The 12801-nt window shown below is 71.5% G+C and carries 11 protein-coding genes and 1 riboswitch; of the genes, 5 read left to right on the forward strand and 6 right to left on the reverse strand.

Features of this window, described 5'->3' with window-relative positions:
* Positions 1-140 precede the first annotated feature (140 nt).
* Positions 141-1658: a M23 family metallopeptidase gene (locus ACFV8T_RS06090; protein ID WP_385325133.1), complete on the forward strand. Its 1518-nt coding sequence runs from the start codon at positions 141-143 to the stop codon at positions 1656-1658.
* Between the two features lie 49 nt (positions 1659-1707).
* Here ACFV8T_RS06090 and pcrA read toward each other — a convergent pair whose 3' ends face one another.
* Positions 1708-4176: a DNA helicase PcrA gene (gene pcrA, locus ACFV8T_RS06095; RefSeq protein ID WP_385325134.1), complete on the reverse strand. Its 2469-nt coding sequence runs from the start codon at positions 4174-4176 to the stop codon at positions 1708-1710.
* Positions 4177-4424: 248 nt separating this feature from the next.
* Positions 4425-4589, forward strand: a riboswitch (cyclic di-AMP (ydaO/yuaA leader).
* A gap of 6 nt (positions 4590-4595) precedes the next feature.
* On the opposite strand from pcrA, the gene ACFV8T_RS06100 reads away from it, so the two are divergent.
* Entirely contained in the window at positions 4596-5738 is a 1143-nt protein-coding gene (locus tag ACFV8T_RS06100; RefSeq protein ID WP_385325136.1) for an NlpC/P60 family protein, read from the forward strand.
* A 59-nt stretch (positions 5739-5797) separates the two neighbouring features.
* Here the strand turns inward: ACFV8T_RS06100 and ACFV8T_RS06105 are convergent, their stop codons facing one another.
* Positions 5798-6151, reverse strand: a complete 354-nt coding sequence (locus ACFV8T_RS06105) for a hypothetical protein (protein ID WP_266415314.1) — start codon at positions 6149-6151, stop codon at positions 5798-5800.
* 314 nt (positions 6152-6465) lie between these two features.
* Here ACFV8T_RS06105 and ACFV8T_RS06110 point away from each other — a divergent pair, with 314 nt between their 5' ends.
* A complete protein-coding gene (locus ACFV8T_RS06110) occupies positions 6466-7527 on the forward strand; it encodes a C40 family peptidase (protein WP_385325138.1) in 1062 nt (353 codons plus the stop codon).
* Positions 7528-7709: 182 nt separating this feature from the next.
* The gene (locus tag ACFV8T_RS06115) at positions 7710-8471 is read left to right on the forward strand and encodes a GNAT family N-acetyltransferase (protein WP_385325140.1); all 762 of its coding nucleotides are present in this window, start codon (positions 7710-7712) and stop codon (positions 8469-8471) included.
* A 58-nt stretch (positions 8472-8529) separates the two neighbouring features.
* Here the strand turns inward: ACFV8T_RS06115 and ACFV8T_RS06120 are convergent, their stop codons facing one another.
* Positions 8530-9228 (reverse strand): LuxR C-terminal-related transcriptional regulator, encoded by a 699-nt coding sequence (locus tag ACFV8T_RS06120; protein WP_385325142.1) that lies wholly within the window; start codon positions 9226-9228, stop codon positions 8530-8532.
* Complete coding sequence (locus tag ACFV8T_RS06125; protein WP_385325143.1) at positions 9212-10510, reverse strand: PspC domain-containing protein; 1299 nt, start codon at positions 10508-10510, stop codon at positions 9212-9214. Before ACFV8T_RS06125 ends, ACFV8T_RS06120 begins: the two co-directional genes overlap by 17 nt.
* Before the next feature lie 195 nt (positions 10511-10705).
* On the opposite strand from ACFV8T_RS06125, the gene ACFV8T_RS06130 reads away from it, so the two are divergent.
* On the forward strand, positions 10706-12043 hold the full coding sequence (locus ACFV8T_RS06130; protein ID WP_385325145.1) for a PspC domain-containing protein: 1338 nt from the start codon (positions 10706-10708) through the stop codon (positions 12041-12043).
* Here the strand turns inward: ACFV8T_RS06130 and ACFV8T_RS06135 are convergent.
* Positions 12038-12184 (reverse strand): hypothetical protein, encoded by a 147-nt coding sequence (locus ACFV8T_RS06135; RefSeq protein ID WP_385325146.1) that lies wholly within the window; start codon positions 12182-12184, stop codon positions 12038-12040. The genes ACFV8T_RS06130 and ACFV8T_RS06135 overlap by 6 nt on opposite strands.
* A 15-nt stretch (positions 12185-12199) precedes the next feature.
* Positions 12200-12709, reverse strand: coding sequence for a DoxX family protein (locus ACFV8T_RS06140; protein WP_385325147.1), 510 nt, complete (start codon positions 12707-12709; stop codon positions 12200-12202).
* Between the last annotated feature and the right edge of the window lie 92 nt (positions 12710-12801).

A 12801-nucleotide genomic window follows, 5' to 3' on the forward strand; every position in this document is an offset into this window, starting at 1 on the left:
CCGTTTCCTGAGTCGCCCATGCCCGCCGAAGATTGTCGGCGTCACGTACCGCCGGGTACAGTCGCGGCCACTGCTCCCCCTGGGATCCCACCGCCGGAACCCAGAGCACAGGTCCTGCTGCCGAGGCGAGAGAGAAGTTGGTGAACGACCAGCACCCCCACGCCGGGTACGCCGGATACGACAGCGAAGCGACCGGCAACTTCGACAGCGATCCGCTCTTCGGCTCGCTCCCCGGCGGCCACGACGGCGCGTACGGCAGCGGCTACGGCGCCGGGCAGTCCGGATACAGCGGCCAGTACGACTCCACGCAGTGGGACACGGGTGCACACCCGACCACCTCGTACGACGCCTACTCCCCGTACGCCGCGCAGCCCCAGCAGCAGTACGAGGCGGGGCCGACGTACGAGACCACGGCCACCTGGACGCCCGTCGACTACGGCGCGGAAGCGACCACGGCCACCGCCACGTTCGCCGGCATCCCGGCACAGGGCGGCGCCCCGGACACCACGGGTCAGTGGGACACCAGCGGCTGGCACACGAACGACCCGTGGGCTACGAGCGAGACGGCCGCATACGACAGCGGCGCGTACGACGCCACCGCCTGGAACACCGGCGCCACGCCCGAGCACGAGCAGCAAATCGCGCAAACCGCGGAAACCGCACAGGTGTCGTACGAAGCGCCCCCGGCACCCGAGGCGCACGGAACCTACGAGTCCTACGCCGACCTGGGCTCCTACGACCCCTACGAGCCCTACGTCGACGCCAGCACGGACAGCACGGTTGACCCGGGCGACGCAGATGACGCAGATGACGCGGATGACTCAGGCGTCACCGGGCTCGCGGACGCCGCAGACGCCGCACCCGGCTCGCGACGCACCGTCAGCCGCCCCGCCACCCGCAACGGCGGCGGCAGCCGCAGCCGGCGGCGTTCCCCCGCGAAGCGTTCCGCGCTCCTCACCGTCGCCATTCCCTCCGCCTGCGTGATGAGCGTGGCCGGAATCGCCGCGGCCTCCGTCGGCGGACTGGGCAGCGAGGACAAGAAGGACGACAACACCACCACGATGGCGGCGGCCGACCCCGACTCCGTCAAGCCGGTCGCGGCCAACAACAAGCTGGACACCCAGCTCGCCAACCTCAGCGCCGACGCCGAGAACTTCGCCGACCGCGCCAGCCGTACCCAGGAGCGCATCGACCTGCGGGAGCGGCAGGCCGCCGAGAAGAAGAAGCGCGAGGTGGAGGCCGCCCGCAAGGAGGCCCTGCGCCCCAAGTACGTCATGCCGGTCAAGCGGCACGGCCTCAGCGCGTACTTCGGCCAGGCGGGCGTCAACTGGATGTCCGTGCACACGGGCATCGACTTCCCCGTCCTGGAGGGCACGCCCGTGATGGCCGCGACGGACGGCACCGTGCGCACCCAGCTGAACAGCGCCTACGGGAACATGGCCATCGTCACCATGGCCGACGGGACCGAGACCTGGTACTGCCACCTCAGTGGCACCAAGATCCGCTCGGGCCCGGTCAAGGCCGGTGATGTCATCGCGTACTCGGGCGACACCGGGAACTCGACCGGCCCGCATCTGCACTTCGAGGTGCGCCCCGGTGGCGGACCGGCGGTGGACCCGCTGCCCTGGCTCCGCAGCCACGGCGTCAACCCGACCTGAGCTCAGCGGGGCGGGGGCCGCGACCCCCGCCCGCCGCCGTCGGCTCCGTCTACAGCTTCTCGACCGGCGCGTAGCGCAGCAGCAGCTTCTTGGGCCGCTCGTCGCCGAAGTCGACCGTGGCCTTCGCCTGGTCGCCGACGCCCTCGACCGCCGTCACCGTGCCGAGCCCGAACTGGTCGTGCGTGACCCGGTCACCGACGGTCAGCGCGATCGTCGGCTTGTCCGAGGTCCGCCGGGTCGCGAAGCCCGAGGGCCCGGAGCGCGCACGCGACGCGGACAGCGACGACGTGATCCCCGAGGTCGGTCCGGCCGGAGCCGCCATCGGCCCGGTCCGCTTCCACTCCAGGTGCTGGTCCGGGATCTCCTCCAGGAACCGCGACGGCGGGTTGTACGAGGGCTGTCCCCACGCGCTGCGCATCGCGGCCCGGGTCAGATAGAGCCGCTCTCGGGCACGGGTGATGCCGACGTACGCGAGCCGCCGCTCCTCCTCCAGCTCCTTCACCTGGCCCAGCGCCCGCATGTGCGGGAAGACGCCGTCCTCCATGCCGGTCAGGAAGACGACCGGGAATTCGAGGCCCTTCGCGGTGTGCAGCGTCATCAGCGTGATGACACCGGAGCCGTCCTCGTCCTCGTCGGGGATCTGGTCGGAGTCGGCGACGAGCGCGACCTTCTCCAGGAACTCGGCGAGCGTGCCCGTGCCCGCGGCCGTGCCCGTGCCCGCGTCCTCCTCGCCGGCCGCTCCCCGCTCCTGCTCGAATTCGAGCGCCACGGCGGCCAGTTCCTGAAGGTTCTCGATCCGGGTCTCGTCCTGCGGGTCGGTGGAGGCCTGCAGCTCGGCGAGGTAGCCGGTGCGCTCCAGGACCGCCTCCAGGACCACCGCGGGGCCCGCGCCCGACTCGACGATCGTGCGCAGCTCCTCCATCAGCGTGTTGAACCGCTTGACGGCGTTGGCCGACCGGGCCGCCATGCCGTACGCCTCGTCGACCCGGCGCAGCGCCTGCGGGAAGGTGATCTTCTCGCGCAGGGACAGCGCGTCGATCATCGCCTCGGCCCGGTCGCCGATGCCGCGCTTGGGCACGTTGAGGATGCGGCGCAGCGGGACGGTGTCCTCCGGATTGGCGAGGACGCGCAGGTAGGCCAGGATGTCCCGGACCTCCTTGCGCTCGTAGAAGCGCACGCCGCCGACGACCTTGTAGGGCAGACCGACGCGGATGAAGATCTCTTCGAAGACACGGGACTGGGCGTTCGTACGGTAGAAGATCGCGACGTCGCCGGCCCTGGCGTCGCCCGCGTCGGTCAGCCGGTCGATCTCGTCGGCGACGAACTGCGCCTCGTCGTGCTCGGTGTCGGCGACGTAGCCGGTGATCCGGACGCCCGTGCCGGCGTTCGTCCAGAGGTTCTTGGGGCGGCGGCTCTCGTTGCGCTCGATGACCGCGTTGGCGGCGGACAGGATCGTCTGCGTGGAGCGGTAGTTCTGCTCCAGGAGGATCGTCGTCGCGTTCGGGTAGTCCTCCTCGAACTGGAGGATGTTGCGGATGGTCGCGCCGCGGAAGGCGTAGATCGACTGGTCCGCGTCACCCACGACGCACAGCTCGGCCGGGGCGTCGCCCTCGCCCGCCGGGCCGACCAGCTCGCGTACGAGGGTGTACTGGGCGTGGTTGGTGTCCTGGTACTCGTCGACCAGGACGTGCCGGAAGCGGCGGCGGTAGTGCTCGGCGACGTCCGGGAACGCCTGGAGCAGGTGGACCGTCGTCATGATGATGTCGTCGAAGTCCAGCGCGTTGGCCTCGCGCAGCCGGGACTGGTACATCGCGTAGGCCTGGGCGAGCGTCTTCTCGAAGCCGTCCGCGGCCTGGCCGGCGAAGGTCTCCTCGTCGATCAGCTCGTTCTTCAGGTTGGAGACCTTGGCCGTGAACGACTTCGGCGGGAAGCGCTTCGGGTCGAGGTCGAGATCGCGGCAGACCAGGGCCATCAGCCGCTTGGAGTCGGCGGCGTCGTAGATCGAGAACGACGAGGTGAAACCGAGCCGCTTGGACTCGCGGCGCAGGATACGTACGCACGCGCTGTGGAAGGTCATGACCCACATGGCGTTGGCGCGCGGCCCGACGAGCTGCTCGACGCGCTCCTTCATCTCGCCCGCGGCCTTGTTGGTGAAGGTGATCGCCAGGATCTGGCCGGGGTGCACCCCGCGCTCGGCGAGGAGGTGGGCGATCCGGTGGGTCAGCACCCGGGTCTTGCCCGAGCCGGCCCCGGCGACGATGAGCAGCGGGGATCCCGCGTGGACGACGGCGGCGCGCTGCTCGGTGTTCAGCCCGTCGAGGAGCGCCGCGGAATCGATGACGGGGCGGTGCGCGCCGTCGCGGTAGTAGGCGTCCCTGGGCGGCGGGGGCCCGTCGAACACGCCCGCGAAGAGGTCCTCCGGCACCGCTTCGGGTGCGGAGTCCTCGGGGGGCGGCGGGGGCTCTTCCTCCGAGTGCTGGAGGCCGGCCAGGAAGCTGTCGTCAAAGAGGCTGCTCATCGCTTGTCGAGTCTAGGCCGCCACACCGACACCCGGAGGCCGCATGACCAACCGCACACAGCGCACCGGACACGCAGAGGGTTCGAGCAACCACTCCACGTAAGAAATTCCGGGCCTCCATCACCCGCCGCGGCAAGGTCACGAAAATGTATCGGGCATATCGAACATCAACCTTCACAGCAGCACCATGGGTTGGCTAGCGTGCTCGACCGGGCGGCCCGTACCCCCTTGAGGCGAACCACGCCGAGCGGGCGCCCCCGCCGAATCCGGGCTGCCCCCACGGGAGTTCGGAACCGGGGACCCACACGCAGTACCGGGGTGAATCGGTCCTTATCCCCACTCGGACCGTAGGGCAGCCTTCCGTTCCGCCCGAACCCGACAGCTAACCCGGTAGGCGGTCCACGGAAGGAGATGCCGCCTTGGCGTCGCATCGCAAACCTCGCACCCGGGTGCGCACCACCGCACCGGCCGTCGGGCTCACCACGGCGGCCCTGGCGTCCGTGACCCTGCTCTCCACGCAGAGCGCCATGGCCGCCCCGGATCCTAAGCCCGGCGTCGAGGACGTCCAGAAGAAGGTCGACGACCTCTACCGGCAGGCGGGCACCGCGACCCAGCAGTACAACCAGGCGAAGGAAGCCTCCGCCACCCAGCGCGCCAAGGTCGACGCCCTGCTGAACGATGTCGCGAAGCGCGCCGACCGGCTCAACGACGCGCGCAGGACGCTCGGCACCTACGCGGCCGCGCAGTACCGCAGCGGCTCCATCACGCCGAGCGCCACGTTCTTCCTGGCCGACGACCCGCAGTCGTACTTCGACCAGAGCCAGTTGATGGACCGGATGACCAGCCGGCAGCAGAAGGCGATCACGGACTTCCGTACGCAGCAGGCCAAGGCGTCGAAGAAGCGCGCCGAGGCGGTGCGGAGCCTGGAGACGCTGACGACGACGCAGACCACCCTGCGCACCAGCAAGCAGAACGTCCAGAAGAAGCTGGGCGAGGCGCGCACGCTGCTGTCGAAGCTGACCGCCGAGGAGAAGGCGCGGCTCGCGGCGATCGAGCGCAAGAAGGAGGCGGAGGCCAGGCGCAAGGCGCGGGAGCTGGCGAAGCAGCAGGCCGCCGCGAAGGCCGAGGCCGACCGCAAGGCCGAGGAGGATGCGAAGGAGTCGGGGGGCGGTACGGGGACGGGCACCGGGACCGGCTCGGACAGCGGCGCCACCGCCAAGGCGGAGAAGGTCCTCGCCTTCGCCAGGGCCCAGCTGGGCAAGCCGTACGTCTGGGGTGCCACGGGCCCGGCGTCGTACGACTGCTCCGGACTCACCCAGGCGGCGTGGAAGTCCGCGGGCGTGGACATCCCGCGGACCACGTGGGACCAGGTCAAGATCGGTACCCGGGTCGCCACGGCGGATCTGCGGCCGGGGGACCTCGTCTTCTTCTACGACGACATCAGCCACGTCGGCATCTACAAGGGCGACGGGATGATGATCCACGCGCCGAAGCCCGGGGCGAACGTGCGCGAGGAGTCGATCTACTACATGCCGATCTACGGCAGCGTGCGGCCTGCGTAGCGGCTCGCACCGTCACCCCCGGCCGTCGGACGGCCGGGGGCCGGGGCCGCACGGCGGGATCAGGTCCAGAGCGTGGCGATGAAGATGTTGAGCATCGTCAGCCCGCCCACCGCCGCGAAGGCGCCCTTGTCGGCCTTCTCGTCGTCCCGCTTGATGTAGACGAGCGCGAGGACGACGACCAGGACCAGCAGCTTGACGCCGATCTTGATGTTGTTGACGTGATTGCCGTCGGCCTCGTTCAGCCCGACCAGCGCGACACCGGTGACCAGCATGGTCAGCGCACCGTGCAGCATCGCCGGGACGAACCGGGCCGTGCCCGCGCCCATCGCCTTCATCTGGGTCAGGAAACCGCCCAGCAGGGAGGCGATACCGATGATGTGCAGGGCGACGAAGACATGAATGAGTACGTCCATGAGGCCGCAGCCTAGCCCTGGCCATATCACCACTCGACAGGCAGGTACACCTTCCCGACCACTTCGCTCGCGCCTGTACCAATCGCCTGACTCTGGTGCAATTTTTCCGATCACTGGACGACATTGCCACGCCAAATTCAGACAATAAGCGTCATTACGACTCCTGCCCGTGCCCCGGGTTTAGCGTCCCTGAGCAGGTGACCGGCTTCACCGCCGCTCCGTACGCGGACGGCGCACCGGTCGCCCCGCCGAGAGATCGGGCGGGCCCGCCGGTAGCCCCCGGCGGGCAGTCGTCAGGAAGGACGCACGCCCTCGTGGCAGCGCATCGAAAACCCAAGCAGCGCCCGTACACCGGCCCTGCTGCCCGCACCGCGGCGACCCTCGCCTTCGCCGGGGCCGCCACCGCCGCGGTACTGCCCGGACCGGCGCACGCCGATCCGCAGCGCACCCCCGCCCAGGTCAAGGCCGAGGTGGACCGGCTGTACCACGACGCGGAGGTCGCCACCGAGCAGTACAACGGCGCGAAGGAGAAGGCCGCCGCCGCGGAGGACGCCGTCGACACCCTGCGCGACGAGGCCGCCCGCCGGACCGAGCGCCTCAACGCCTCGCGCGACGCGCTGGGTTCGTTCGCCGCCGCGCAGTACCGCACCGGCGGCCTCGGCCCGTCCGTGCAGCTGGCGCTCTCCTCCGATCCCGACCAGTACCTGGAACGGGCGTCGTACGTGGACCGGATCGGCGACCGCCAGGCCGCCGCGCTCAACAAGGTCCGGCGGCAGGTCGCCCAGATCGCCACCCTGCGCTCGCAGGCCAAGGGAGAGCTGGCCGCACTGGCCGCCCGCCGGGCCGAACTGAAGAAGCACAAGGCGACGATCACGGCCAAGCTGGCCGACGCGCAGCGGCTCCTCGACCGGCTGAGCCCGCCCGAGCGCACCGCCTACGAGAACTCCGACCACGGACCGGCCGACGGCGCGCGTTCCGCCGCCCGCGCCGACCGGAGCACCGCGCGCGACTCCGTCCGGGCGCCGAACGCCCGCGCCGCCGAGGCCGTCGCGTTCGCGTACGGGGCGCTCGGCAAGCCGTACGTCTGGGGCGCCACGGGCCCCTCCTCGTTCGACTGCTCCGGGCTCACCCAGGCCGCCTGGCGCTCCGCCGGCGTCTCGCTCCCCCGTACCACGTACACCCAGATCAACGCCGGGCGGCGCGTCTCGCGCTCCGAACTCGCGCCGGGCGACCTGGTGTTCTTCTACTCCGGCATCAGCCACGTCGGGCTCTACGTCGGCAACGGCCAGATGATCCACGCCCCGCGCCCCGGAGCACCGGTCCGGATCGCGCCGGTCGACCATATGCCCTTCGCCGGGGCCACCCGGGTGGCATAGGGCCTCTCGTTTGGATCCTGCCGGGCTCGCGTGCCCCGGTGCCTGATCCGGCCCGATCCAAACGAGAGGCCCTAGACTCCCGTCTCCGATCCGGAGCAACCCGCCATCGGAGCAACCGCCTTCGGGCCGGACCGCCCTCGGACCGGCCCGCCGTCGCCCAACCGGCCGGAGGACAACCCCACATGCCCATGGACGCCGATGTCCAGAACCATGCCCGTACGCTCGCCCAGCGCTCCCCGGACCACCTCCGGGTCGGGCCCTTCACCGTGCGGTACAACCCCACCTGGTCGAGCAAGTACGCCAATTACGCCATACCCGACCGGGACGCCGAGCCGACGGCCGAGGATCTCGACGCGCTGATCGCGGCGTTCCGCGAGCACGACCGGCTGCCCCGGCTGGAGTTCCTGCCCGGCTCGGCGCCCGCGGTCGAACCCGCGCTGCTCGCCGCCGGGTTCACCGTCGAGAACCGGGCCCCGGTCATGGCCTGCACGCCGGGCGACCTGCTGCCGCCGAAGCCGGTGGACTCCCTCACGATCGCCGAACCGGCCACCGAAGCGGAGTTCGCCGCCGCCGCGCTCGTCCAGCACCACGGATACGGCGAGAGCGGCGAGCCCGAGGACGGCGCGGCGGAATGGCTGCGCACCGCGGCCCGGGGCGGCGGCGTCGCGGCCCTCGCCACCGTCGACGGCGTACCGGCGGGCGCGGGCGGCTGCTCCGTCCCGGTCGACGGCCTGACCGAACTGGCCGGTCTCGCCGTCGCCGACGCCTACCGCCGCCGCGGCATCGGCGCCGCGCTCTCCGCCCATCTGACCGCGACCGCCTTCGAGCGCGGCTGCCGGGTGGTGTGGCTGGAGCCGGGCGACGCCGATGTGGAGCGGATCTACGCGAGCATCGGCTACCGCCGGGTCGACGAGAAGCTGAACATCTCGCTCGCCCCGGCCTGACGCGCCCGCCGCCCGCCGACAGGCCGAACCCGCCGACAGGCCAAGCCCGTCGGCGGGCTCAGACCAGCCGTCGGGCGGTGGCCCACCGGGTCAGCTCGTGGCGGTTGGACAGCTGGAGCTTGCGCAGCACCGCCGAGACATGGGACTCGACCGTCTTCACCGAGATGAACAGCTGCTTGGCGATCTCCTTGTACGCGTAGCCGCGGGCGATCAGCCGCAGCACCTCGCGCTCGCGCTGGGTCAGCCGGTCCAGGTCCTCGTCGACCGGCGGTGCGTCCGTGGAGGCGAAGGCGTCGAGGACGAAGCCGGCCAGCCGGGGCGAGAACACCGCGTCGCCGTCCTGGACCCGGAAGACCGAGTCGACCAGGTCGGTGCCGGTGATGGTCTTGGTGACATAGCCGCGGGCACCGCCGCGGATGACGCCGATGACGTCCTCGGCGGCGTCCGACACGGACAGCGCCAGGAACCGCACCGGGTTCTCGACGGCCCCCATCAGCGGGGCGCAGCGGCGCAGCACCTCGACGCCGCCGCCGCCGGGCAGGTGGACGTCGAGGAGGACGACCTCGGGGCGGCTCGCCGTGATGACGTTGACCGCCTGGTCGACGTCGGCGGCCTCGCCGACCACCTCGACGCCGGTCTCCTCGGTGCGGCCGATCTCGGCCTGGACGCCGGTGCGGAACATCCGGTGGTCGTCGACGAGCACGACCCGTACCCGGCGCTCCGGGCCCCCGGCCGCCGCCTCAGTGGTCTTGGTCATCGCTCGCCCTCTCCATCTCCAGCTCGACTTCCGTGCCCCCGCCGGGCACCGGACGCAGCCGCGCCGTGCCGCCGTTGCGCTGCATCCGGCCGATGATTGATTCTCGTACGCCCATTCTGTCCCCCGGTACGGAGTCCAGGTCGAAACCCGGCCCCCGGTCGCGCACCGAGACGAAGACCGTGCGGCCCTCGACCTCCGCGTAGACCTGCACGGCGCCGCCCTCGCCACCGTACTTGGCGGCGTTCACCATCGCTTCGCGTGCGGCCTGCATCTGCGCGGTCAGCTTCTCGTCCAGCGGGCAGTCGCCGACCACGACGACCTCCAGCGGGACACCGTGCTTGTCCTCGACCTCGGCGGCGGCGCGCTTGACCGCTTCGGCGAGGGTCTCGGGTTCGTCGTCCTCGTCCTTGCCGGTGCCCTCGGGGTTGTACAGCCAGTTGCGCAGCTCCCGTTCCTGGGCGCGGGCGAGCCTGCGGACCTCGCCCGGGTCCTCCGCGTTGCGCTGGATCAGGGTGAGGGTGTGCAGCACCGAGTCGTGGACATGGGCGGCCACCTCGGCGCGCTCCTGCGCCCGGATGCGCATCGTGCGTTCCTCGGAAAGGTCCTGGGTCATGCGGACGAGATAGGGGCCGGCCAGCAGCGCGATACCGGTGAGGACCGCGATGGCAGCGGTCAGGACGTTGCCGAGCTGGGCCGCGGAGCCGCGTACCACCATGAAGACGGCCAGGCCCAGGCCGACCAGGGCGACCCCGGCGAGCCCCCGGGCCAGATGCAGGACCCTGCGCCGGCTGCCGACCTCCATCCAGCGGGCGCGCCGGGCGTTGTCGGCCTGCCGCCACACCAGTACGGAACCGGCGCCGATCAGCAGCGTGGGCCAGATGTAGCGGTTGGCCCCGCTGCCCATGTCGACGTTGCCGACGAAGATCATGGCGCCGAAGACCAGCGCGATCAGGGCGAAGATCTGGCCCTTGTCGGGCTTGCGGAGCCGGCGCCCGCCGTCCGGGGCGGTCTCGAAGACCGAGCGCGGCGCCTCGACGCCGCCGACGCCGAGCGGGACGACGATCCAGAACACGGCGTAGAGCAGCGCGCCGAGGCCGTCCGCGAAGAACAGGCCGAGGAAGACGAACCGCACCCAGACGACGGGCAGTCCGAGATGCCCGGCGAGACCGCGCGCGACGCCGCCCAGCAGCCGTCCGTCGGCGCTGCGGTACAGCTTGCGCAGCGGTGGCTCCTCCGGTTCTGCGTTGCGGGAGCTGGTGGCTCGGGTCGTGGCGGCTGACATGCCCCGATCGTCACATGTCCGTGCGGGTGGCGGCATCAGGGTCGGCCCCCTAATCGACCCTGAGAGCACGGGCCGGGGGCGAGGGCCTGTCCGGCGGACCGGGGCCGGCCCTCAGGGGCCCGGCCGGCCAATATCAGGGATCGGCCAGGGTCGCCGCGGGTCCCGGACGGGCTCTCGGCCCGTCACCATGGAGCCATGACCGTTCCCCAGGACGCCTCCCCCGGTGTCGCTCCGCCCCCCGAACCGGCGCCTCTGCTGCGGCGCAGTCCGCAGCACAAGGTCGTGGCCGGGGTGTGCGGCGGGCTCGGCCGGTACTGCGACGTCGATCCGGTGATCTTCCGGATCGTGCTCGGTGTGCTGTCCGTGACCGGCGGCATCGGGCTGATCTTCTACGGCTTCGCCTGGCTGCTGGTCCCCGTGGACGGCGAGGAGGAGAACGAGGCGCGCAGGCTGCTGTCCGGCCGGGTGGAGGGGGCCTCGCTGATCGCGGTGCTGCTCGCGCTGATCGGCTGCGGTCTCTTCCTCTCCATGCTGGGCAACGGCGGCACGCTGGCGTTCTCCGCGATGCTGTCGCTCGCGGTCGTCGGCTTCGCCGTATGGACGCAGCACCGCAGGACCGCGGCGCCCGAGGACCCGCTGCATCCGGCGACCGCGCAGGCGGTGGCGGACGCGCCCCCCGAGGTGAAGGCGCCGCCGTCGCCGGGCAGCCCGTCGTGGTGGCGGGACCCGATCGTCAAGGACGGCACATCGGGGCCGGTGGCCGCCGGCTATCTGTGGGGTCCGGCCGACGCGACGCTCCCGGCCCGTGCGGCACACCCCGCGGGCGCCGCGCAGGACGATTCGTTCCGCGCGCCCCGGCGGGAGCCCGGTACCAGGGGCCCGACCTCGATCGGCGGCCTGGTGTTCCTGTTCGCGCTGATCGCGGGAGGCCTGGGCACGGGGCTGAGCTGGGAGTCCCAGCCGTTCGGTACGAGTCTGCAGTTCGGCCTGGCCGGTGCGCTCGCGGTGTTCGGGCTCGGGATGCTGGTCAGCTCGTTCCTGGGCCGGACGGGGTTCGGCACGGTCATGCTGGCGATGATCACGGCCGCCCTGCTGGCGGGCGCGTCCGCGCTGCCCAAGAACATCACCACCCAGTGGGTGCGCGAGGGGTGGCGGCCCACCTCGGTGGCGGCGGTCCAGCCGCACTACCGGCTGGGCACGGGGGTGGCACGGCTGGACCTCACCGGGATCACGGTCCCGCGGGGCGACACCGTCGCGACGGAGGTGAACGTCGGGGCGGGCCGCGCGGTCGTCGTCGTACCTAAGGACGTGACGGTGAAGGTGGACGCGCAGGCGGGCGTCGGCGACATCACGCTGCCGGTCAGCAGTCCGGGCGAGGCCCTGATCGGGGGGCCGCGCGAGGTGGACGTCGACGCCGCGCGGCGGGAGCACCGGACGCTTCCGCCGCCCTCGGGCAGCAGACCGGCCGGAACGGTCGAGCTCACTCTCGAAGTCGGCATCGGACAGGTGGAGGTCACCCGTGCTGCGTCATGAGATCCGTCCCGGACGGGCGGTGGCGGGCGTGGTGATGCTCGCGCTGGCGGCGGGGTACACGGCGGACGCCGCGGGCGCCTGGGACGCCCCGTGGGTCTTCTTCTTCGCGCTGTTCTTCGGCGGCTTCTGGCTGGCCGCCACCGCGACCTGGGTGAACTACCTGATCCGTCGCCGCCGTGACGCCAGAAGAGCGTCCACGGAGAACGCTGCGCCCCCGCCGAGCACCAGCGGCAGCCAGGCCATGAGGTAGGCCAGGTCGTTGCCGTAGTAGTACGGCGTGACCTGCCAGCTCACGGTCAGCCACAGGCTCAGCGAGATCAGCGCCCCGCCGAGCGCGGCGAGCCGGGCCCGGAGCCCGAAGAAGGTGCCGAGGCCGACGGCGAGCTCACCGATGGCGATGGCGTACCCGAAGGCTCCGGGGCTCTTCAGCGCGAGGTCGACGAGGGCCGGGATCGCGGACGAGTCGCGTACCGCGTGCATGGTCTCGCCGATGGAGCCGGGGCCGCTCGCCCGGAAGAAGGCACTGTCCGTCAGCTTGTCGAGCCCGGCGTAGATGAAGGTGACGCCGAGGAAGATCCGCAGGGGCAGCAGGGCGTGCTCCCGCGCCACGTCCTTGAGCCCTCTCGCCTCGCCCAGACCGCGTACGTTCGTGCCGTATCCCTGCATGTGGCTGCCCCACCTTCCGTAGACCCGTCACCAGACCATACGTACGCGGAGAACGCACTGCTCACCCGGTGGGTCGTCCGGCCCGGTACCCG

Origin of the sequence: Streptomyces sp. NPDC059832 (assembly GCF_042731715.1) — a bacterium.
In the GTDB taxonomy this organism is placed as follows: domain Bacteria; phylum Actinomycetota; class Actinomycetes; order Streptomycetales; family Streptomycetaceae; genus Streptomyces.